Annotated in this window: 20 protein-coding genes and 2 pseudogenes; 6 read left to right on the top strand and 16 right to left on the bottom strand. The window is 59.3% G+C overall.

Going from position 1 to position 22,034, the window contains the following annotated elements:
- Positions 1–150: 150 nt before the first annotated feature.
- The 7 genes from mvaD to AC2FD8_RS11590 form a co-directional block, all read right to left on the bottom strand.
- Positions 151–1,155, bottom strand: coding sequence for a diphosphomevalonate decarboxylase (mvaD, locus tag AC2FD8_RS11620; RefSeq protein ID WP_496856267.1), 1,005 nt, complete (start codon positions 1,153–1,155; stop codon positions 151–153).
- On the bottom strand, positions 1,148–2,050 hold the full coding sequence (gene mvk, locus AC2FD8_RS11615; RefSeq protein WP_496856265.1) for a mevalonate kinase: 903 nt from the start codon (positions 2,048–2,050) through the stop codon (positions 1,148–1,150). The genes mvaD and mvk overlap by 8 nt, the downstream gene beginning before the upstream one ends.
- Positions 2,047–3,132, bottom strand: coding sequence for a mevalonate kinase family protein (locus AC2FD8_RS11610; protein WP_496856263.1), 1,086 nt, complete (start codon positions 3,130–3,132; stop codon positions 2,047–2,049). Before AC2FD8_RS11610 ends, mvk begins: the two co-directional genes overlap by 4 nt.
- Positions 3,133–3,160: 28 nt before the next feature.
- Positions 3,161–4,327 carry a hydroxymethylglutaryl-CoA synthase gene (locus AC2FD8_RS11605; protein WP_496856261.1) on the bottom strand — a complete coding sequence of 389 codons (1,167 nt, stop codon included), beginning with the start codon at positions 4,325–4,327 and terminating at the stop codon, positions 3,161–3,163.
- Positions 4,321–5,385, bottom strand: a complete 1,065-nt coding sequence (gene fni / locus AC2FD8_RS11600) for a type 2 isopentenyl-diphosphate Delta-isomerase (protein WP_496856259.1) — start codon at positions 5,383–5,385, stop codon at positions 4,321–4,323. Before fni ends, AC2FD8_RS11605 begins: the two co-directional genes overlap by 7 nt.
- Before the next feature lie 2 nt (positions 5,386–5,387).
- Positions 5,388–6,422 (bottom strand): hydroxymethylglutaryl-coenzyme A reductase family protein, encoded by a 1,035-nt coding sequence (locus tag AC2FD8_RS11595; protein WP_496856257.1) that lies wholly within the window; start codon positions 6,420–6,422, stop codon positions 5,388–5,390.
- 182 nt (positions 6,423–6,604) lie between these two features.
- Complete coding sequence (locus AC2FD8_RS11590) at positions 6,605–6,772, bottom strand: hypothetical protein (RefSeq protein WP_496856255.1); 168 nt, start codon at positions 6,770–6,772, stop codon at positions 6,605–6,607.
- Here AC2FD8_RS11590 and AC2FD8_RS11585 point away from each other — a divergent pair.
- From AC2FD8_RS11585 to AC2FD8_RS11570, 4 genes and pseudogenes are all read left to right on the top strand, one after another.
- Positions 6,734–7,176 (top strand): annotated as a pseudogene (locus AC2FD8_RS11585) (hydantoinase B/oxoprolinase family protein); the annotation flags it as partial. The gene AC2FD8_RS11590 and the pseudogene AC2FD8_RS11585 overlap by 39 nt on opposite strands.
- A gap of 212 nt (positions 7,177–7,388) precedes the next feature.
- Positions 7,389–8,600, top strand: coding sequence for an NAD(P)/FAD-dependent oxidoreductase (locus AC2FD8_RS11580; protein WP_496856253.1), 1,212 nt, complete (start codon positions 7,389–7,391; stop codon positions 8,598–8,600).
- On the top strand, positions 8,600–9,373 hold the full coding sequence (locus AC2FD8_RS11575) for an HpcH/HpaI aldolase family protein (RefSeq protein WP_496856251.1): 774 nt from the start codon (positions 8,600–8,602) through the stop codon (positions 9,371–9,373). The genes AC2FD8_RS11580 and AC2FD8_RS11575 overlap by 1 nt, the downstream gene beginning before the upstream one ends.
- 224 nt (positions 9,374–9,597) lie before the next feature.
- Positions 9,598–10,255 (top strand): annotated as a pseudogene (locus AC2FD8_RS11570) (IS6 family transposase).
- A 46-nt stretch (positions 10,256–10,301) separates the two neighbouring features.
- Here the strand turns inward: AC2FD8_RS11570 and AC2FD8_RS11565 are convergent.
- The 9 genes from AC2FD8_RS11565 to AC2FD8_RS11525 form a co-directional block, all read right to left on the bottom strand.
- Positions 10,302–11,033, bottom strand: coding sequence for an SDR family NAD(P)-dependent oxidoreductase (locus AC2FD8_RS11565; protein WP_496856249.1), 732 nt, complete (start codon positions 11,031–11,033; stop codon positions 10,302–10,304).
- Positions 10,982–11,377, bottom strand: coding sequence for a hypothetical protein (locus tag AC2FD8_RS11560; RefSeq protein WP_496856247.1), 396 nt, complete (start codon positions 11,375–11,377; stop codon positions 10,982–10,984). Before AC2FD8_RS11560 ends, AC2FD8_RS11565 begins: the two co-directional genes overlap by 52 nt.
- Positions 11,378–11,518: 141 nt before the next feature.
- Positions 11,519–12,181 (bottom strand): LysR substrate-binding domain-containing protein, encoded by a 663-nt coding sequence (locus AC2FD8_RS11555; RefSeq protein ID WP_496856245.1) that lies wholly within the window; start codon positions 12,179–12,181, stop codon positions 11,519–11,521.
- A gap of 307 nt (positions 12,182–12,488) precedes the next feature.
- The gene (locus AC2FD8_RS11550; RefSeq protein ID WP_496856243.1) at positions 12,489–13,496 is read right to left on the bottom strand and encodes an Ldh family oxidoreductase; all 1,008 of its coding nucleotides are present in this window, start codon (positions 13,494–13,496) and stop codon (positions 12,489–12,491) included.
- Positions 13,497–13,545: 49 nt separating this feature from the next.
- Positions 13,546–14,196, bottom strand: a complete 651-nt coding sequence (locus AC2FD8_RS11545; protein ID WP_496856241.1) for a DUF3726 domain-containing protein — start codon at positions 14,194–14,196, stop codon at positions 13,546–13,548.
- Positions 14,193–15,884, bottom strand: coding sequence for a hypothetical protein (locus tag AC2FD8_RS11540; protein WP_496856239.1), 1,692 nt, complete (start codon positions 15,882–15,884; stop codon positions 14,193–14,195). Before AC2FD8_RS11540 ends, AC2FD8_RS11545 begins: the two co-directional genes overlap by 4 nt.
- Positions 15,885–15,977: 93 nt before the next feature.
- On the bottom strand, positions 15,978–17,525 hold the full coding sequence (locus AC2FD8_RS11535) for a BCCT family transporter (protein ID WP_496856237.1): 1,548 nt from the start codon (positions 17,523–17,525) through the stop codon (positions 15,978–15,980).
- A 75-nt stretch (positions 17,526–17,600) separates the two neighbouring features.
- Positions 17,601–18,575 (bottom strand): membrane dipeptidase, encoded by a 975-nt coding sequence (locus AC2FD8_RS11530; RefSeq protein WP_496856236.1) that lies wholly within the window; start codon positions 18,573–18,575, stop codon positions 17,601–17,603.
- Entirely contained in the window at positions 18,575–20,023 is a 1,449-nt protein-coding gene (locus tag AC2FD8_RS11525; protein ID WP_496856234.1) for an aldehyde dehydrogenase family protein, read from the bottom strand. The genes AC2FD8_RS11530 and AC2FD8_RS11525 overlap by 1 nt, the downstream gene beginning before the upstream one ends.
- A gap of 107 nt (positions 20,024–20,130) precedes the next feature.
- On the opposite strand from AC2FD8_RS11525, the gene AC2FD8_RS11520 reads away from it, so the two are divergent.
- Together AC2FD8_RS11520 and AC2FD8_RS11515 are read left to right on the top strand one after the other, a co-directional pair.
- Positions 20,131–21,027, top strand: a complete 897-nt coding sequence (locus tag AC2FD8_RS11520) for a LysR family transcriptional regulator (RefSeq protein ID WP_496856233.1) — start codon at positions 20,131–20,133, stop codon at positions 21,025–21,027.
- Positions 21,024–22,031 (top strand): GlxA family transcriptional regulator, encoded by a 1,008-nt coding sequence (locus AC2FD8_RS11515; protein WP_496856231.1) that lies wholly within the window; start codon positions 21,024–21,026, stop codon positions 22,029–22,031. The genes AC2FD8_RS11520 and AC2FD8_RS11515 overlap by 4 nt, the downstream gene beginning before the upstream one ends.
- Positions 22,032–22,034: the final 3 nt, after the last annotated feature.

Raw genomic sequence — 22,034 nt, 5'->3', positions numbered from 1 at the left:
ATCGAAATACGCTGTCTCTCCCTACGGTCGAAGGCGCATTTCGAAAACGTTGCCTCAGATAAAACGCGAAACGCTTTAGTCAGACAATCATCCCCTAGGGCAACGATCTGTGGTTGCCCTAAGAATTCGCACAGGTATGGGCCGCAGCGACTATGCGTTTGGCCAGTCGAAGGGCGAAATCAAGCGGGCAGCGGGAAACGCCTGCAAGACATCGGCCTCGGCCTCTTTCAGGAAAACCAGCTTGATATTTGCCCCGGCATCCATAGTGGCATAAGCCGCAAGGCCGTCTTTGCGGGCCTGCCACAAACGGTGCAGGATCACCCAGCTTTGATCGGTAAGGTAAGTCAATGCGGGACGCGCGGCCTGCATCGTGGCGTGCATGGCCAGCGCGTTTGCTTCGGCCGTTTGACCCAGGGTTTCAAAATCTCTGTCAAGGATCGCTTTCTCGATGGTCTGACAGTCCCGTTCCGCCATCTCGGGCCAGCTTGAAAACAGAGGGCTGGTATCGACGGTGTGGTTCATTCCATCACGGGACGAATGCAGTTTCGGGCCTGTGTCTACCTCGACAATGGCAATGCGGAATTCCGGCCATGCCTGTTCGAGCAGCTCGCCGTGGCTGTCACGGCCATCATCGCGCACGCCTTTGTCCCAGCGCACAAACCCATGCCAGAGCGAGCGGCTTGCGCTGCCACTGCCCAAACGGGCGATCAGGCTCATGTCCTGCGTGGTCAGGTCCAGCCCGAAACTGCCGCATAGCGCGCGTGTCAGCGCCGCAAAGCCCGACGCGGAGGACGCCAGACCGGCCGCTGTCGGGATCGTGTTTCTGGTCGAGATCATCAAAGGCAAGTCCCGACTCCCGCGAAACAGATCCGCGAAGCCAAGCGCTTTACGCGCAAACCCCGAGGTCGGCGGCAGAGGCTGACCGTCCAGCAAAACCTCATCCGCCCCGCTCTGAGAAGGCTCAACCTTTGTATGAGACCCCCATTCTGCCAGAGAGATCGACAAGGAACTGTTGAGCGGCAGATTCAACGCTCTGTCCCGTTTGCCCCAGTATTTCGACAACGCGATATTGCTGGGGGCATAGGCGCTGAAGCTTTGAACCTCGCCCGCGTTTCGCATCGCTTGCTCAATGAGGGTCTGAACGGCGTCAGTCATGTATGATCAATCCTTCGCTGGCCAGCGTCACCGGAGTGAACCCGTCAGGCGGCGTTCCCAGGGCCAAGACGCAATCCCCCAGCCCAGAGCCCGAGATCTTGGCCGCCATGACACCCTTAGCCTGTCGCGCCGACGTGATGATCCGGTTCAAGGTTTCATCGCTCACGCCCAAATCCTCCATCCGGGTTTGATAGCTTGTGAGGGCGTCTGCGAAGGCCCCCCAATCGTGGTCGTTCGCTGCATTGATGGCATGATCGGCCAAGCCGCCCATATCCGCGTAAAGCTTCTGGAACTCAGCTTCTCTTCCGGTCATCCGGTCTGCAACCTTTTGCAACACAACCGAGGTGGGGGTCTTGTATCCACAGTATCGCAGGCTGATCGTCGGAGGATGAGGCAGTGCCACCATCTGCGGCTTTGGCGGGGCGTGGTAAGCCAGCATACCGCCCTGCAAGCTGGCCGCCAGATCGGCACCACTGCCGCGGCCCTGAATCTCCTGAATGATCTGATAGGCCTTGGCGTGAATATCGTCTAGCGGCTGGCCCGCGACGGTCAGAACCGCCCCCAGAGCGGCAATGGTCACGGCCGCAGATGACCCCAGACCAAGCGTCGGGTCAATGTCCGACGCAATCGAAATATCCATCCCGACGTCCATCGCATCCCTGTGCATGGCGATTGCGGCGAGGACAAACTTATATGGACCTGCGGCTTGCGCCTGATCCAAATCTACCGTTTGGGTTTCGGCAATCTCAGAGGAGAGACGCACCAATTGATCAGTGCGTGGTCGCAGCGTCACCGTCAGTCTTTGTTCGATCGCCGCCACGATAGCTCTGGAGCCGTAAACGACCGCATGTTCTCCGGTAATCATGACCGATCCCGGTGCGCTGGCCCGTATCATGAATAGGCCCAGTCTGAGGTATTTTCAGGTGCCTTACCCATTCCAGCCCCCGTCGAGGCCAGACGCAATGCGGACCATTGCATCTGAGGGTAGCCCGACATGAAATCGGCCATTTTGTCGTGGTCCTCCATATGTACCAGAACCACCCCGCCAAAATCACCGCGTACAGACCCCGCACCGCAGATTTTTGCCGCGCCCCCAATGCCTTCGATCTGTCTTATGAAGGCTTGGCACAGGTCCGGCACGACGCCGATCATCTCCAGCAACCGCTGATTTTCCGAAATCGCGCCGTCCGGGTCATCCCCCGAGGCTATCGCGGTCAAAAACGCGGTCGTACAGTCGCCGAAACGCTGCCAAAGGGCGTCGTTCTGCGCGTGTTCGGCCTTGACCGCACTGACGCATTCGCCGGTGCTGCTTTCGGGCCGGCCGTGCAAGACCCAGTACCAGCCGTTCCCCGTCAACAAGCCATGATCCGACGGTAACTCCGGTGCCGCAATACCCGCTTCACCTGTACGCACAAGGCCGCCTCGGACAACTGCGGCGGCATCAATCGGCCCTGCGCGCCCATGTTTCAGGCGCTCGCAAAACCGAACGCGCTCATACCTCTCTTCAAGCGTTTTGGGCCGCTCCAACAGGTTTTCAAACAACACCGTTGTTGCCGCGACGATTGCGGCAGACGACCCCATACCCGCGCCGATCGGCAGCCCGGACCGGCTGGACAGCTGTCCGGGCGCCAGTTTGCTGTTCATCGCACCAATGCCAGGGATCGCGGACCCCGGCGCTGCGAGGCTGTCATGCAACAGCGAGGCCAGAGTATAGACCGCCAGATCATCGGGACGCGTGAGGATTTTGTGGACATCCAACTCGCCGCGTGTGAATTGATCAAAGCGCTGATCCAGTGACGACTTGAACTGAGACAACAGTTTCAGTGGGTAGTATTCGCCCGAAGACAAGTTCTCGAACGCGGTCTTTAGACCTTCGCCCAAACCCAGAGGCTGAAACGACACCTCGGTATAACGGGCCACTGCCATTGCCAGCGCTGGCATGCCGTACAGAACCGAATGCTCTCCGGACAGGATCAATTTTCCGGGCGCGTGGGCCCTGACTATGTCATGCGGTCCGGTCAACGTAGATGCGCTTGTTGTCGTCAATGCTTGCCAGTCTGTAGCGCCCTTTTGCCTCGTCTGGCATGGGGGTATCTGTCCCGTCCTCGCCATTCATCGCGTGCCAGAGGGCAACATATTCATCATATGAGACGGCGGTCCGGTCCTCCAGAATTTTCTGGTGGCGGGGTGCAAACAGATGGTCGCGGTAGCCTTCGACCACCTTGGCATCAAAGAATTCGCCGGTCGCGCCGGACCCGTAGGAAAACAATCCAAGCGAATTGCCTGCCAGATCGCTTTCGCTGTTCTCCAACGTGGACAGGATCGCAAGGTACATCGACGCGGTATAGCTGTTACCGACCTGACGATTGTAGATCATCCCCGGCAAAGCGGCTTGCATATCGGCCTCGGCTTTCGCCTCTTTCGCCAGACGCAGATGCGCCTTCTCGCCCATGCGCGAGAATGGCAGGTGATAGCAGAAATGCGCAAACCCATCATAGGGCAAGCCACCATTTGCCTGATAATCGCGCCACGACTCCACCAGCGCCCCGAGATAACGCAACGCCGAGTACTTTCCGTCAACCAGGGGAGTACGCCGGTGGTTAGGGCGCCAGAAATCCATGATGTCTTCGGTAAACAGGCCCGAAACTGTTCCGATTTCCAACAGTGTCGGATCAGCCGTGACCAGCATCGCAACGGCCGAGGCCCCCTGCGTCGCCTCGCCCGAGCTGTCCAGATCATAGCGAGCGATATCCGAGGCGATCACAAGCACTTTGCGATCAGGTTTGCGCGCCACATGGGCGCAGGCCATTTGCAATGCAGCGGTGGCAGAATAGCAGGCCTGCTTCAGCTCAACATTACGCAGGTTCGAAGGCAGCCTAAGGAGCCGCTGCATATAGATACCCGCCGATTTCGATTGGTCGATCCCTGTTTCCGTCGCAAACAAGATGGTGTCGATCCCGTCTGCGCCGAATTGATCAATGATCGGCTTAGCGGCCTCGGCGGCCATGGTCACCACGTCTTCGTCGTGCCCCGGCATGGCGATCTTTTCCTGCCCGATCCCGCGTGAGAACTTGGCCGGATCAATGCCGTGATGCTGGGCCAATGTGTCCAGTGAAATAAAGCGATGAGGCGTGAAAAAGCTCATCGCGCTGATACCAGTAGAGATTACCAAAACTTTGACCTTGATCGGATCAGTGAGACATTTGCCTTAAGCTGAGATACATCGGCGCAGCCCAAAAGAAACATCGCCGTCTGAAATTCGCGACGTAGCTTTTCGATTTGCCGGATAACCTGCGCGCGCGATTCCTGCGCTGCGGCCAAAAACGGCGCGGCCATTCCGCACAGATCTGCGCCCAGAATGATAGATTTGGCCATGTCCACACCGTCTCTTAAACCGCCGCTGGCGATGAGTGTTGTTGGTTCGGTCTTTTTGACCAAGACGTCCCGAGTTTCAAGCAGACTTTCGACCGTCGTCAGGCCCCAATCCTGAAAAACCAGCCCAAGATCGTCCTGCTCGTCTGCGCGGCGGTGATATTCGATCCTGCTCCATGACGTACCCCCGCGACCAGCCACGTCGAAATGGCGAATGCCGGCGGCGTAGGCCAGCTCGACATCAGGGCCGGACAGCCCGGCACCTACCTCTTTGATCAGCACAGGCACCGGCATGTTCGAAACCAGATCGGATATCTTGCCAGACAGGTTGGAAAAGTCGCGATCCCCTTCAACCTGCACTGCCTCTTGCAACGGGTTGAGGTGCAGATACAGCCCGTCGGCCTCAAGCGCCTGAACGGCCTGCAGGCAGTGGTCTGCATTTAGCCCTGCGTTCAGTTGCACCGCGCCGATATTGCTGATCAGGGGTATACTCGGCGCAGCATCGCGCAGTTGAAAACTGCCCCTCGAGGCAGGATCCGCAAACAAAACACGTTGTGAGCCGACCGACATTGCCACCCCGGTCGCCTCGGCCGCCTCTGCAAGGTTGCGATTGATCCTGGTGATCTCGTCCCCGGTTCCGCCCGTCATCGACGAGATCAGCAGCGGAAAGCTGAGCGGCTTGCCCAGAAACCGGGTGTTGGTGTCGATTGCATCCAGATCAAGCTCAGGCAGCGCGCGGTGGGTCAGAGAGATCGCGTCAAACCCGCTGCGCCCGCGTTCGACATCAGGGTCTTCCAGAACGGCGCGCAGATGGTCCAGCTTGCGCCCGGCCACGCTTCGGTCGGCAGGTTTGGGCATGGTCATCGTTCCAGTTCCATATGGGTGCGCACCAGCTCTCCGGGGTTGGTTTGCGCGGCCATCAAGGACAGCTCACCGCACAGTACCGCACCGGCACAGATGCCAGCCAGCCGACGGGCGTTTTCGCCCGCCTCGCGTTCCTCTTTGCAGCCCATCAGGCGCAGGTTTTCTTCGACCTGATCATTGCCTTTTCCCGCCCCGACCGAACCGACGATCAGGTTCGGCAAGGTGCATGAGAAATAAAGGTCTTCACCGCGCGCTTCGCAATGAACGATACCTTGGCTGCCCTCAATGATATTCGCAGCGTCCTGTCCCGTGGCCAGATAGAAGGCCAGCAAAATGTTTGCGAAATGCGCGTTGGCGCTGCGCAGAGATCCCGCGAGATTGCCGCCAATCAGGTTCTTTTCGAGATTGAGCGCAACCATCTGCTCGGGCGTGGTGCGCAACATGCGCCGCAGAAGCCGGCCCGGGATTTCCACTTCGGCAATGACGTATTTGCCCCGCCCCAAAAGCCCGTTCGCAGCGGATGCCTTCTTGTCGGTACACAGGTTGCCCGAGATCGACGCGTAGGCCAATTCCGGCTGGTCATCCAAGACCCAATTCAGAACCGCCTCGGCCGCCTTGGTCACCATATTGTGACCCGAGGCGTCGCCGGTGGAACACTCGATCCGAATGAACAGCAGGTTCCCGGCGATCTGGCGGTTCAGCTTGATCAGGCGGGCAAAGCGGCTGGTCGAGGTGACGATCTCGGCCACTTTGTCGGTCTGCGCCTCGATCCGTTGCCAGGCTTGATGCGCCGCCGCTGCATCCTGCGCCCGAACGGCAATGGACCGTGTCATCCGCTCGTCAACCAGGGTGACCTGAATACCGCCTGCATGCCGCGACACACCTGCACCACGCGCTGTGGAGGGCCATAGTGGCGTTTCGAAGGTTGCCAGAGGGACGCTGACCTCACCGGACACCATATCTCCCCTGAACAGAATAGGCCCGACCCATTGGGTTGGAAGCGGGGTCACGAACGTAGATTTGGCGCGCACCTGGTTACCCTTTTCAGTTTCGGTCGACAAAAGCGTCTGATCCGATGAGGGGTATCACCAGACCAAAGGGCCAATGTCAAACCGCGAAAGCCAAACATAGCGGCCATCGCGGCGATCCCAACGGGTAAACTTATCCTGCATCAGCGACATGATGTCGTCACACGCGCATACAGTACGGGCAATCAGCCCTCGGACAGGCGGGACAACAGGACCTCGATCCCTTGGACCAGATCGTCATAGGTGTTGCGATCGGCCATGTACTCTCGCAATTGCTGGTTCAGCCCGCCCGGCGTGTTTAGGGATTCGACAAGATCGGCCATCGCGTTCTCGGTCTCCATCGGCGCGGCCATGATCGACCCTCCGATCAACAGGCGCAGGCGTTGGTCCGGACGGCGTTTTCAACCTCGGTCTGCGAGGCCGGTGACCTGTCGGCGGGGGCTATGACACATTTGGGAACATGCTGGCGCAGGCCACGACCGGTAAGCCGGGTCACGTGAGTGCCGTGGTCGATGCGGTCACACATTTCATTTGCCAAATTGGCCGGCAGAACATGCATGAAGGCGATGTCTGCATCACCAATGACCCGTGGGAGGGCAAAGGCCATTTACATGACATCACCATGGTCAACCCGTCTTTTCACAGGGGCGCGCTGGTCGGGTTCCTCGCCAGTACCACGCATATCTTGGATATCGGCGGGCGCGGCTTTGGGGCACCAACAACCATTGCCCGGGACGACGGGTCCCACATGCGGATCAAAGGGAAAAAGTTTAGGCCACATGGGCGCAAAGTCGTGATGGCCTTCCCGGACGGCGCTGGTTACGGTAGCGCGTCGGAACGGTCAAAACAGAAGGTGAAGCGTGATCTGGCGCTCGGTTGAATTTCAGATGAAACAGCATCTCGCCACTATGGTTTGCCAGCATCCGAGATCACCGAGGTCCTCCACACCGTTGCAAAGGGAAAAAACGAATGAGCAACCAAAGCCCGGCCCGGCAAAGCTATGACGTGGTGATCATAGGCGGCGCGATCATGGGCGCCTCGACCGCCTGGTTCCTGTCGGACAATGCCGATTTCAACGGGTCGGTTCTGGTGATCGAACGCGACATGACCTTCGCCTCATGTTCAACCGGGCATACAAACTCCTGTATCCGGCAGCAATTCTCGGCCGAGCTGAACGTGCGGATCAGCCAGTTTGCCGCCGATTTCGTGAAGAATCTGCGCGGTTACATGGGCGGTGATGACCGGGTGCCCGAGCTGTCGATTCATTCCTTTGGCTACATGTATCTGGCCGACACCGAAGGCTTTGCCAACGTGCTGCGCGACAACCAGAAGGTTCAACATGACGCCGGTGCGGCAACGCAGCTGATGAACGCGGATGAGATCAAGGCGGCCTATCCGTTCTATAATGTCGATGACATCGTTCTTGGCTCGATCAATCTGGTTGACGAGGGCTATTTCGACGGTGCGGCCCTCGATCACTGGTGGCGGCGACAAAGCCGCGAGCGCGGCGTCGAATGGGTCCAGAATGAAGTCGTCGAGATCACTCGTAGTGCCGCGGGTACCAAGATCGAGAGCGTAACACTCGCCTCGGGCGACGTCATTGCATGCGGACAGGTGGTCAACGCGTCTGGCCCTCGGGCCGCCAGAACCGCGCAAATGGCGGGGATTGACGTGCCGGTTGAACCTCGCAAGCGTTATTCGTGGATATTCAGGGCAGAACAGCCGCTGGACCGTGACCTGCCCCTGACCGTCGATCCCTCGGGCGTTCATGTGCGCGAAGTCGGAGGTGGCACGTATCAGTGCGGCGGGCATTCCGATACAGACCCAGCGGTGGAGTTTGACGATTTCAACATGGATCACGCCTTCTGGGAAAACCACGTCTGGCCTATCCTCGCGACGCGCATCCCCCAATTCGAAGCGATCAAGTTGCAAAGCGAATGGGCTGGGCACTATGCGATGAATACCTTCGATCACAACGCAATCATGGGTCCGCATACCGAGATGTCGAACTTCATCTTCCTGAACGGGTTTTCGGGGCACGGGCTGCAGCAATCTCCGGCGATGGGGCGTGGCACAGCCGAGTGGCTGACCTATGGCGAGTATCGCGCGCTTGATCTGACGCCCTTCAACTACGAACGTATCCCAGCCGGGCAACCAATCATCGAAAAGGCAGTGATCTGATGGAATTTGCACCCAACCCCTTCACGCGTGCGATTGCAAATGGCGACAAACAGGTCGGCGTGTGGGTCAGCATGTGCAGCAACACCGTAGCCGAAGTCATAGCCACCGGAGGCTATGACTGGGCGCTGATCGACATGGAGCACAGCGCAAACGACTATCACAGCGTGCAATCGCAGCTACAGGCCTTTGAGGCGTCTCAGACCACCGCACTTGTCCGTGTTGAATGGAACGATGCGGTTGTGGTCAAACGTCTGCTTGACCTCGGCGCGCCGGGGCTTTTGTTTCCGATGATCCAATCCGTAGAAGAAGCCGAACGCGCCGTGGCTGCCACGCGATATCCGCCGCGCGGTGTCCGTGGGTTTGCGGGTTCAAACCGCGCAACGGCGTTTGGGCGGATCAAGGACTATGTGACGCGTTACGAGGACGAGCTGACCGTTCTGTTGCAAGTGGAATCCCGCGCCGCCCTGGAACAGGCCGAGGCTATCGGCACTGTCGATGGTGTCAGCGGCATCTTCTTCGGCCCGGCGGATATTGCCGCCGATCTTGGACATGTCGGCGATCCCATGCACCCCGAGGTCTGGTCCGAGATCAGACAGGCCGCACAGAAACTGATCGCGCGCGATGTGCCCGTTGGCACATTGGTCACCGAGCCCAGTTTTGCGGCTGAGCTTATGAACGAAGGGTTTACCTTCGTTGCCAACGCCATTGATACCGGCCTTCTGGCGCATGCAGCTGACACAGCACTGGCAGAAACGAAAGATCACCTGAATTGAGCTTTGCCGCCTCGCGCCTTGCATCCGTGAAACCTTCGGCCCCGGCTTGGGTCAGTCAGGCCGCGAAAAAAGGCCAGCGCACGGGTAACGATGTCATGCGCCTCGGAGAACACGATTTCGACATGCCCGATGGTTCTGTCGCAAACTCCGTCCCACCTGTCAGGTTGAGGGTCGTTCTGGTGGCCTCTACTCGAAATTGACAGGAGCCGACACAGAAGCCGACGATGACAATCTCATTCAAGGGCGCGCATTTTCCGATAGACGTGATTTTGCACGCAGTTTTCTTCTACCTGCGCTACGGTGTTTCAGACCGGGATCTGGACCATGCAACGCTAAACTGGTGGGTCAGCCGATAGGCTGGCCTCATTGCTGAAACGGCGCGGTATAGAAAGCGACCTGCAGACCGTTCGTGGTGCATGGATGAAACCTATGTGAAAGTGAAGGGTGAATGGGTCTATCTTTATCGAGCGATCAACAAACACGGCAAGACCCTGGATTCCATGTTGTCCGAGCGCCGGAATAAAACCGCAGCGACGAAGTTCTTTGCCCGTGCTCGCGAGGTGAACGGATTGCCGCGCAAGATCGTCATAGACAAAAATTGGCGCAAACACTGCTGGGATCAAGGCAGTCAGCAAGATGTTCAAGAGCTTCGGTTGTCCAATCCCGATTGAGGTGATCGGGCGGAAATACCTCAACAACATCATTGAACAGGATCGCTGGTTCATCAAACTAAGGATCAGACCCATACTGGGTTTCAAATCTTTCGCTTCAGCCGCAACTGTCCCGGCGGGCATAGAACGGGTCAACATGATCCGCAAGGCTGCTTTGTTCAGAACCTCAAGCGGTTGCAGCTTGCGCGTCACCGGCGCAAGGCGGGTCTGAACCGATTTCTGGGCCTGCAAACGGGCGGCGCGCCCTGCGCGGTGCCTTACACGCGATATGAAACACCACCGTCCACGGTGATTTCGCTACCTGTGATATAAGACGCCTCATCGCTGGCCAGAAATACAGCGGCATTGGCGACATCCCAGGGTGTGCCCACACAACCCAGCGGAATGCGCGCCGCGCGCTGGCGATCCAGCACGCCCCAATCAATGGCGTCAGGGTCCTTCGAATTTTGCGCGGTGATATCGCGCGCCATGGGCGTATCTATGAACCCCGGCAGGATCGCATTGGCACGGATACCATGCCGGGCCATTTCAGCCGCGAGCGAGCGCGTCAGCCCCGCGATGGCCGCCTTGGAGGACGCATAGTTTCCGATCCCCGGTCTCGGGTGGGTCGCAGCGATAGAAGACACCGACACGATCCGCCCCCGTTGCGGGCCGGGATTGCCCAGCATCACTTTGCCCGCCGCCTGCGACAGAACGAACGGGGCCATGACATGCAGATCATAGATGCTGCGATAGTCCTCGACGGTCTGGTCAAGAACATGGCCGTGATTGGTGATCCCTGCGTTGTTGATCAGCCCCCAGATGCTGCCGGCTTGACCTGCGACCTCATGCACCCAACGCCTGCAAGCGTCGAACTCCGTCAGATCAAAGGCCGTTGCCTGCGCGTTGGCCCCCTGCTCCCTGAGGGTTTCCGCCGTGGTCTGGACCGCGTCGGCATTCAGATCCTGCAGCCAGACCTGCGCGCCCAAATCCGCGCAGGCCTTGGCCATGGCCGCGCCTCGGCCACGATACGGCGGGTGACCTCTTCAGCATCGCCGATGATGGCGCGCTGCATCACCTCATCGAGGGTCGGCTCGTTGTCGAAGGGTACAATCTTCAGGTCTGCGCCTTGCATCAGCGGCTCGGGCCGACGCATGTTGTTGGCCATACGCGCATGGATCAGAACCTGTTCGGCCGCAGAACGGGCGTCATCCTTGTCTTTGGCAACGTAGACATATCGTTGAACGGCAAAGGGAAAGTCACTTCCGCCCAAGCCGTTTTCCGTTCGCGTTTCCTGATAGAGACGCCGCGCTGTCGCCAGGATGGAATTTGGCCCGATGGCCGGACCCGTCAACGGGTTTTGTCATCAGGTTGAAAAGCGAAAATTCCATGACCGCGGGCTCCGAGTCTATCCGGGTGAATGTCCTTCCTTCACATTTCCTCAACCCCGCCAAACTTCCAAATGGCGATTCCTAGGCCACTGCAACAGGAATCCTTATGCGTGGGGCGCCTCACGCCGCAACCAGTGCAGAAACGCCTGAACACGAGGCTGGTTCAATCGGCTGTGGGGGCACAGAAAATGATAGGCAAACGGGCCCTCGACCGCCTCGAACCGAAGCGCGATCAGACTGCCATTGTCCAGAAAATGCTGCGCGATGACGTCGCGGACAACACCGATCCCGCCGCCAAAAGCAATCGCGTTCAGCGTGGCGCTGGTATCGCCGAAATAGGCGCCATGTTCGAACAAACCCGGGTTGCCACCATTGTGTTCAATTACTGCACGCCATTCACTGTTGTTGGTATCCTTGAAAAACTGGAACCCGGCCAGATCATCCACCCGCGTCACATCGGCCAGCTGATCCTGCAGCCGGGCCGAGGCCACAAGGATATGGCGTTCGCCGAACAGACGCTCCTCAAAGACATTCGGCGTGCCGCCCGGCCCCCAACGGATGGCGACATCCGCATCCTCCTGTCCGAAACCAGTGCAGGCCACGGTGGACAAGGTGATCAGGTCGATCTGCGGGTGCGCCTCATGAAACCGGGTCGCGCGGGTCGCAAACCAGGTCGATCCGAACGAGGGCAACAGGCTGACCGTCAACATGGTGCGCCCAGCGTCCGGCGCAAGATCCTGCACAAGTAAGGCTTGGCCTGACGGCAAGAAATTCGTTCTTGTGACAAAAACTGTCTAGTGCAAGCTCTGACCGCCCCACCGCTCTGAGTGCATGATGCACCCGACATATTCACCTGTCTGCAAATCCAGCCGGCTCTCTTTCGCTCTCACCGCAGTTTCATCGGCAAGGTCAAGTGTGTGGCGGCCAGCAACAACCACCTTCTGCCATGTTGCAATGCAAGTGCCAGGGGGTGAAAGACCCCCAGACCCGAGCTTGTCAGGATGGAGGGTTGAAGGGGCGCATGCCCTGGTCAGACCATACGCCCCTTCAATCTTGTGGTGCTGTGTGTTCGCGTCAGAGAAGCGCGCGCACTTTTTCAAGAAGCGCCGCGTTCACGGCGACACCTTCGGTTGCTGCGCGCTCGCGGCAAGTGCGGCGGCCATCGCCCGGAAGGCGCGCGCCATCTTGGTCGCGGAACGAGGCAATCAGCTCTCCCAGCTTCTCCTGGAACGCCCCGCCCGAGGTCGCCTGCGGATCTATCGCGATAAAGAACTGCCCTGTTTTCGGCGGGCCACCTGCCGTGCCCGAGAACGGGCTGGCGACCGACCCCAGCGTTGCGCCGGTCATCGCGGCGGCCATCAGCTCGACCGTCAGCGCGATGCCCACGCCTTTGTAGCCGCCCGATGGGACCATGGAACCCTTGAGGCCGGCCTCAGGGTCCGTGGTGGGCTGGCCGTCCGCGTCCAAAACCCAGCCTTCAGGCACAGGTTTGCCTTCGCGGGCGTGTTTCATGACTTCGCTTTTAGCGATGGTGCTGGCGGACTGGTCGATCAGCAGCGCCGCGTTTCCATCCGCGTCAGGCGCCGAGATCGAGAACGGGTTGGTCCCGACAACCGGTTTTGCCCCACCCGACGGCGCGATCGAGGCAGGCGCGTTGGTGAACCCGATCCCCATCAGACCTGCCTGGGCCAGACGCTGCGTATGCACACCCAGAACGCCGCAGTTATACGAGTTGTTGATGGCCAGAACCGCAACACCCTGTTCGCGCGCCAGCGGGATTAGCTTCTCGAACCCAAGATCAATTGCGCTGTGGGCGAAGCCGGTGGCCGCGTCCACGGTGACAACTGCCGGACGTGGCTGCGCGACCACGGGCTTGGCGGCCCCGTCAACCTTGCCGCATTCCACATGCTGCGCATAAATCGGAATATAGGCCAACCCATGCGAGGCCACACCGTCCGCTTCGGTCATTGCCGTTGCAACGGCCAGAGGGCGGGCGTTTTCCTCGGATGTTCCGGCTTTGACAAGGGCGCGGAAGGCCAGATCTTCGATCTCGGCCAAGGTCAGGGTTTCGGTGGCGGTCATTCTTCTTTCCGTTCTTGGCTATGTGCCCCTTGTCGCAAGGGGCGAAGTTTCAGTCGTTATCGCTCAGACCCGCGCCAGCGCCGCGCAGGCGGCTTTCTTCGGTTGCAGGTGCGAATGTGCGGTGGGCAAAAGCGCTGAGCCTGTTCCAATCAGTGTCGGGTACCTCGGCGCGCAGGACCGGCTCGCGGCGGCCTGTCATCTCGGCGGGAGCGCTGAAAACCAGCTTGTCCGCGTGGCGAGCCTCAAGCGCCTCGGGCGTGGCCTGCACACAGATCTGCCGCCCATCCGTTGCCAGACGAGCGCCCTGCCATTCGGCTGCAACCGGAACGCCCAAACGCAGCGCAGCACCACCCATGAAGGGAACGGCCAGCAAGGGCAGGCTGACATTTTCCATGGTGATCGAGCCGCGATCCATCAAACGCACTGCGCAGTCGCTGAGCGATGCCCCGGCGATCAGCGGGCTCATCCGGCGCGTCGGCGCATGCCAGATTTCGGCGCTCAGCGAGACGGGCGAGACGTCGATTGACGGGATACGGTCGTTCATCTCCAACAGGTCGGCCAGCAATTCGGCACCCGAAAACCCAAAAGCCGACAGCCAGCGCGTTCCCTTGGCGGCCTCTTCCGCCAGACCCCAGGACAGGCCCGCGCCGCGCGCGGCGCGTTTGCTCATAGCCTCGATTTCGTTCAAAGAATGACTCATGCAGCGGCCTCTTCAAGCTCCGGGAAAACCCAGAAATCGGCATTTTCAGATGTCAGTTCATGCGGCAGGGGCGCGTTGCCATACATGCAGATACGCACCCAACGGTCCGAGCGGGGATCGAACTTGGTCGCCCCGAAGAAGGACAGTTTGCAGCGCAACATGTCGATAGGCAGCACCCGGTCCGAGATCGTGTTGTCGCGGATCTCGGCATAGGGCGCGCGCCCTACGATCTGAACGCGGCGCAGCACGTGGCGGTGTTCGGGATGGCGCAACAGGAAATCGGCGACCTGCGCATCATCCGACCAATGGGCCAGCGCCTGAAACAGCTGCGCGGCATCCCGACCGGGAGCCAGCGGCTGCTCGTATTCCTCAATCGGTTCCTCGAAACGTTCACCCAGACGCGGCTCCAGCTTTTCTTCCGAGACATACCAGGCGCGCGCCTTGCTGGCAGGGGTGGCCCAATCGGTCTCAATGGCCCAGCCGTAAATATCCTTGAGTAGCGCCCGCAGATCACCGATCTTCATGGCCCCGGCGATGCGGAACGTGGCGGTGTTATCGGCTGCCATACCTTCGGCAAAGGCGTCGACCAACGCCCCGTAGGGTTCCAGCATCAGCGAGGCGATCCATTCTTGACCCTCAAGGGTCAGCGACTGCTCAGCCCAGGAATAGAGCGCATCCCAAGGGTGATCAGCGCCAAGATCCGCATCCGACAGATACGCCTGAACCTTGGCGATATCGGCCCGCAGGGCGGCGAGTTTCTCGATCTGGATCGGATGTTCGGACTGCCAAGTCTCGACGATCTGCATATTGCGCAACAGGACATTGCGGAACACCGCGATTTCCGCATCGCTGGCCTTTTCAACCCCGCGCACAACCTGTATCGCGCCTTCACGCGCGGCCATCCAGTTGTTGAACAGCACCGGATGGTTCAGCAAAAACGGCGCCATCCCCAGACCGGTCGAGTTGCCGATCCCCATCGATCTTGCAATCTCAGCATCCAACTTCGTGGCCTGCGCGCCGTTGGCCGCAGCGCGGGTATCGGCCATATATTGCACCAGATCGGTCACGAACCAGCGGGTCAGGTAGACCGACAGCATCTCAACCTGGAACGGCGCACGGAATTCCGGACGGTCGGCGATCATTTCGCGATCCGCAGCGCCCAGCTTGCCAGACCCGTAAACCGCAGTGGTCCGCATCAGGTAGCCTACCGCGTCAATCTTCTCGATCGAAGGTTGGCGACCTTCGGCCAGTTCGCTGACCACATGTTCCCACAAACGCACCGAGCGGTTGGCGCGGGAAACCGATAGTTCAGACCCGGTCACGCGCCCGGCTTCCTGAACGGGGATATTGTGCGAAAGACGCTCGATATCGGCGTCGGTTGGCACACCGTCAAACAGGGTAAAGGTGGCATCCCAGGCCTCGGCGATCACTCGGTCCGAGCGTTTTTCGGGCGGCAGATCATGGGCATAGGCGATCAGGGAATAAGACCGCTCCGGCCCATGCGCGGTATAGACGGCATGGCCAACGCCAGTGCTGTCAATCTCGAACGCAGTTTTTTCAAACCGCCAATTTTCCCGAGCCAGTCGTCGCGTCAGGATACGCATGAACGAAAGGCGCGACTGATGCATCGAGCCAAGACGGGCAAGGCGCATCACCATGTTCGGATCACGGCGAGGAACGTCTGTCATACGATTGTGCCTCCTCAAGTGCTAATATCTGGTCTTCTCCTGAAGTCTTCAGGCGTGTTGGCGGGCCGGATGGTCCGGCCCAGCCTGGATCGTTTAGCTCTCTTTGCCCTTCGCCAGCGTGATGCGCAGCGCATCCCAAAGCGACGGTAGCAAGATCAGCGACACCGGAACAGCGGTCACCACGATAAAGCTCTGCAGCTTTGACACACCGCCCGATCCAACTGAGATCAGGATGATGGCCATAAGGCCCATCGCGATGCCCCAGAAAACGCGCAGCGCTGCGGGTGGGTTGTTCTCGTTGCTCATGGTCGCAGAAATGACATAGCTCATCGAGTCGCCAGTGGTAGCAACAAAAATGGTCGTCAGGATCAGGAACAGGATCGAGATCACGAAGCCCATAGGCAGATTGTTGGTGATCGCCAGCAGGGCGGCGGGCAGGTTGAAGCCTTCGAATGCAGTGGCGACTGTGCCGGGGTTCTCAAGCTCCATCGCAATGCCGGTGCCGCCGATGATGGTGAACCAGAAGTTGGTCACGATCGGCGCAATGATCGACAGCATGATGATGATCGAGCGGATCGAACGACCCCGCGACACCCGTGCGATGAACATTGCCATCAGCGGGCCATAGCCCATGAACCAGCCCCAGAAGAACACAGTCCACCAGCCCAGCCAGCCGGGTTCGCCGAACAGACCGGCCTCACCACGGTACAGCGCCATCTGGAAGAAGTTGCCAACGTAAGTGCCAAAGCCCGAGAAAAACGAGCCAAAAATGAACCCGGTCGGTCCTGCGATCAGAACGAACAGCAGCAGGAAGGCCGCCAGGATCACGTTAACCTTGGACAGAACCTGAATACCACGCGACAGACCCGTCATGGCCGAGATCGTATAGATCGCTGCCAGCCCGGCAATCACGGTCGCCTGCAGGGCAAACGTATCCGAAAAGCCGAACAGATCGGCCAGACCATAGCTCACCTGCAGACCCAGGAAGCCGATCGGACCAACTGTACCCGCAACCACTGCGATGATCGAGGCCGCATCCGCAATCAGGCCAATCGGCCCGTTGATCGCCTTGTCCCCGAACACCGGGTACAGCAGCGTGCGCGGCGCCAGCGGCAGACCCTTTTCATAGTGGTAGTGCATCAGCATTACCGTGGTCAGCGACCCAAGAATGGCCCATGCGAGGAAACCCCAATGCATGAAGCTTTGGGCAATGGCCGGGTTCACGGCCTCGGCCGTTGCACCTTCGCCACCATAAAGCGGCGCGGGATAGAGGAAGTGGGCAATCGGCTCACCCGCCGCCCAGAACACGCCGCCACCGGCCAGCAGTGTACACATGACCATCGAGCCCCACTGGAACGTGGTGAACTCGGGCGCGGTCAGACCGCCCATGATGGCCCGCCCACCGGGCAGAACGCACAGCAGCAGGCCGATCAGGAAGGTGGCAAGCAGCAGCACCTGCCAGTAGAGGCCAAAATAAGTGGCCGCGACGTTGAAACCCCAATCCACAGCGCCTGAAAGCGCATCCAGATCGACAAGGGCCGCAACGCAGAACAGCGCGATAAAACCACCTGAGATCAGGAACAGCGGTTTGTTCACCCGACTTTCCTGCTTGGGGGCAGTGTTCAAAGATGCCTCAGACATCTCTCCTCCGTTTATATTAGTCAGGCCGTTTCTATCTGGAATGCGGCCATATCTTCGTTGTTTGGCTAAACTGTATCAGGCGAGCGGTTTGAAGTTCTCGTCAAAGAAACGGTACCAGTTGCGGCCCATGATGCCGTCGACCTCATCGTCGTTCATGCCGGTGGCGCGCAGGCCAGCCCGGATGTTGCCGAAATCACGGTTGTCATTGAACCAGCCCGGCATGGGCGGGAAACCGGGGGCCGAGGCTGAGCCTTCGCCATAGTCGATTTCCTTGGTCCACCGGCCAACGCGCATCCATTCCACGATGCTGTCGGGTTGGTCCTGACACAGGTCGGTGCCGATCCCCAGATGCTGCGCACCGTATTTGTCCGCTGTGCGCGCGATCATCTCGCAGAAGCTTTCCAACGTGCAGTCGGATTTGTCTTTCAGGTGGTGCGGATACACCGAGAAACCCAGCATGCCACCGTTTTCGGTCACCGCACGGATCACCGCATCGCGCTTGTTGCGCAGGGCGGGCGACCAGTCATAAGGGTTCGCATGGGTGATGGCGATGGGACGTTCCGAGATTTCAGCCGCCTCAATAGTCGAGCGGTCTGCCGAGTGGCTCATATCAATCACTAGGCCCACGCGGTTCATCTCTTTGATGACCTGCTTGCCCATGCGGGTGATGCCGGGATCCTCGGCCTCATAGCAGCCGGTCGCCAGCAGCGACTGGTTGTTATAGGTCAGCTGCATGAACCGCGCACCCAGCGTGTGCAGGATCTCGATCAGGCCGATATCGTCTTCCATCGGGCTTGGGTTCTGGAAGCCAAAAAACACCGCTGTCCGGCCGGTTTCCCGCGCCGTGTCGATATCGCTGGCCCACTGCCCCTTCATGATCAGGTCGGGGTATTGTTCAAACCAGCGGTTCCACTGTTCGAAATTCAACACCGTTTCGCGAAAATTCTCGTGGTAGGAGATGGTGACGTGGATCGCGTCCACGCCCCCTTCTCGCAACTGACGGAAAACCTTTTCCGACCAGTTCACATATTGCAGGCAATCGATCAGCATCAGACGGGGCCTGCGCTGATATAGGCGGTTTTGACCGTGGTGTAGAACTCGGCCGCCGCCTTGCCCTGCTCACGTGGACCGTACGAGCTGTCGCCACGACCACCGAAGGGCACGTGATAGTCGGTGCCTGCGGTGGGCAGGTTCACGGTGACAACACCGGTGCGCGCGTTGCGGCGGAAATGGGTCGCGCGCGCCAGCGATTTGGTGACAATACCTGAGGTCAGGCCAAAGTTGGTGTCGTTGACGACGCTCAGTGCTTCGTCGTAGCTGCCAACCTTGATGACGCTGGTGAGCGGCGCGAACATTTCCTCTCGGTTGATGCGCATGTCGTTGGTGGTGTTCAGGAACACGCCCGGCGACATGTAGTACCCATCATGCGGCATCTCGAGACGCGCACCACCACAAGCCAGTTCTGCGCCCTCGGATTTGCCCAGATCGACATAGGCAAGGTTTTCGGTCAGCTGCTGCTGGCTGACGACGGGACCCATCTGAACGCCTGCTTCCAGGGCGTGACCCACTTTCATCGCCTGCGCACCTGCAACGAGCTTTTCGACAAAGGCGTCATGAATACCCGCATGGACCACCAGCCGCGACGACGCCGTGCATTTCTGACCGGTGCCACCGAAAGCGCCACCCAGTGCCAGCGTCACCGCCAGATCCAGATCGGCATCGTCCATAACGGCCAGAGCGTTCTTCGATCCCATTTCCATCTGAACCTTTGTCAGGTTCTGGATGGCGGCAGCTGCGATACCCTTGCCGACCGGAACCGACCCGGTGAAGGAAATTGCGTTGACCTTTGGGCTTTCCACCAGCCGTTGACCGATGGACCGGCCCGAGCCCATGACCAGGCTGAACAGACCCTTGGGGATATCCTGACGGTTGATGATCTCGGCCAGCGCCACAGCCGAGGCCGGGGTGATGTTGGCAGGCTTCCAGACAACCGCGTTGCCATAGCACAGAGCGGGTGCAATCTTCCACGACGCAGTCGCAGTGGGGAAGTTCCACGGGCTGATGATGGCCACAACGCCTACGGCCTCACGGCGGACATCGACTTCGATATCGGGACGTACGGAATCCGCGTTCTCACCGATCTGACGCAGGCATTCGGCGGCGTAGTAGGTAAAGAACTGACCGGCGCGGAACACTTCACCTTTGCCTTCGGCCAGCGGCTTGCCTTCTTCGCGGCTCAACAGCGTGCCCAGCTCCTCAGCGCGGGCCATAAGCTCATTGCCGATTGCGTTCAGAACAGCCTGCTTGCGCTCCAGCCCATAGGCGGCCCATTCCCGCTGAGCGGCACGCGCCTGATCCAGTGTTGCCTCAAGCTGATCCGCGCTGGCCTGTGCAAACATGCCGACCAGATCACTCAGGTCCGATGGGTTGCGGTTTTCGATCTCACCTTCACCGGTGATCCACTCACCAGCGATCAGATTCTTTTGAATGTCAGCCATAGCCGTTTGCCCCATTGAGAATTCACTAAGCTGGTATGGACTCTTTCCCTGCAATCAATCAAACTAAAATTATTGAAGTTGACTTCAGAAAGTTTGAAGTTCGCAGTATGACACTCAAGATCGAAATGCTTCGCGGCTTTGTCGCGGTTGCCCGCACCGGCAACCTGACGGACGCAGCTGTTGTTCTGAAACGCACCCCGTCGGCGGTGTCGATGATGCTCAAGCAGTTTGAGACGCATCTGGGCGAGCCTCTGTTCGAGACGGACCGCAAGAACAAGCTGACCGCCTTGGGCGAGTTCGTGCTCGAACAATCGCAACAGGAATTGCAGCATTTCGACAATACAGTCCGAGCGATCGAAAATTTTGCCGATGCCAGTATGGGGCATGTCAGAATTGCGACGGTGCCGTCGGTGGCAGGCACGATCATACCGCGCGTTTTATCCAGAAATACCAAAGCTTACGAAGAAGTGCGGGTTGAGCTTCGCGACATGGATTCCAAGTCCGTCCTGCACGAGCTGTCGCGGGGGCGCATTGATATCGGCATCGCGACGTTGCGCGGCAACGGGTCGGGCCTGCACAGTCAGCTTTTGCTGACCGACTGGTTCGGCGTTTTGCTGACCCCCGACCACCCGCTGGCCTGTGAAACGGGCCCCATCGACTGGGACGCGCTTGAGAATGAGCAGCTGATTGCCAACAGCCTGTCCGAAAGCATCCCCGGGCCCGAGGCGGAGAAACTGCACGCGGGCTCTCGGTTTTCGGCACATAACATTACCTCTATTCTGGGCATGGTTCGGGCCGGGATCGGCGTCACACTCCTGCCGGAAATGGCGGCAATTTCAGCTGGGCAATCCGATCTGGTGTTCCGCCCTCTGGCGGATAAGACCGCAAAGCGGCAAATTCATCTGATACGCAGGGCTGATTCTGCGCTGTCGCCTGCTGCCCGCAGATTGGAAAATGACATCCTCGGAACCGTCGAGGACCTAATGAAAGAACAACGCCAATGACAGATCAGGTCGAAAAAATATCTCTGGGCATCCTGATCTTCCCGGGGTTCCCGATGGCATGCCTGACGTCGTGCATCGAACCACTGCGCGCGGCGAACGAGATCTCGGGGCAAGAAGCATTCAGCTGGTATGTCATTGCCGAACAGGACCAACCGATTCAATCCTCGGCCGGCGTGACCTTTTTCGCCGACAGCACTTTGGCCGACGCCCAATCCTTGACGCATCTGCTGTTTGCCGCAAGCCCGAACAGCGTGTTCGACAACCCCTCCAAGGCGAATGCAGCGCTACAACGCCTGATGCGCAACAAGACCCGTGTCGGCGCAATAAGCGGCGGTGTCTTCCCCCTTGCCCGCACCCGGTTGACCGGCGACAACCCTTTATCGGTCCATTGGTGCTACGAGGCCGCTTTTCAGGCCGAGTTTCCTGAAATCCCGATCCATGGGACAGTAATCTGCGAAGAAGGGGCCTTTAGCACAATCTCGGGCGCCTCTGCCGTGTTCGATCACATGCTGGCCCTGATCGAAAAACGTCTGGGCGGCGATGTCATGGCCGAGGTCGCCTGTTGGTTTCAGCACCCGTTCATTCGCAGCGGGACCGTTTCGCAAAAGGTGCCCGCAATCTCGACCGCGCAAAGTCAGGATCTTTTGCCCAAACAGGTCGCAAAGGCCATTCAGCACTTTGCAGAACATATCGAAAACCCCATCCAGATCAGCGAAGTCGCTGATGCCGTGGGCCTTTCGGCACGGTCACTGGAGCGGAGTTTCAAAAAGGCCACCGGGCACAGCCCTTTGACCTATTACCGGCGGATGCGAATGAATCAGGCACGACAATTGGTGCTGTATACGAACGACCCGATTGCCGAGGTCGCCTATATGGTCGGTTACGCCACGCCCGGAGCCTTCATGCGCCACTATCGTGAGACATTCGGGGTCACGCCGATCAGTGACCGGCGCGCCAAGAACACGATGCGGGTGGGCAGCGACGATGTGCTGCCCTCGGGCTAAGGC

Source organism: Ruegeria sp. YTSC192 (genome assembly GCF_059609705.1).
Note: the sequence above shows the minus strand (reverse complement) of the source record. Positions and strands in the feature narration are given on the sequence as shown.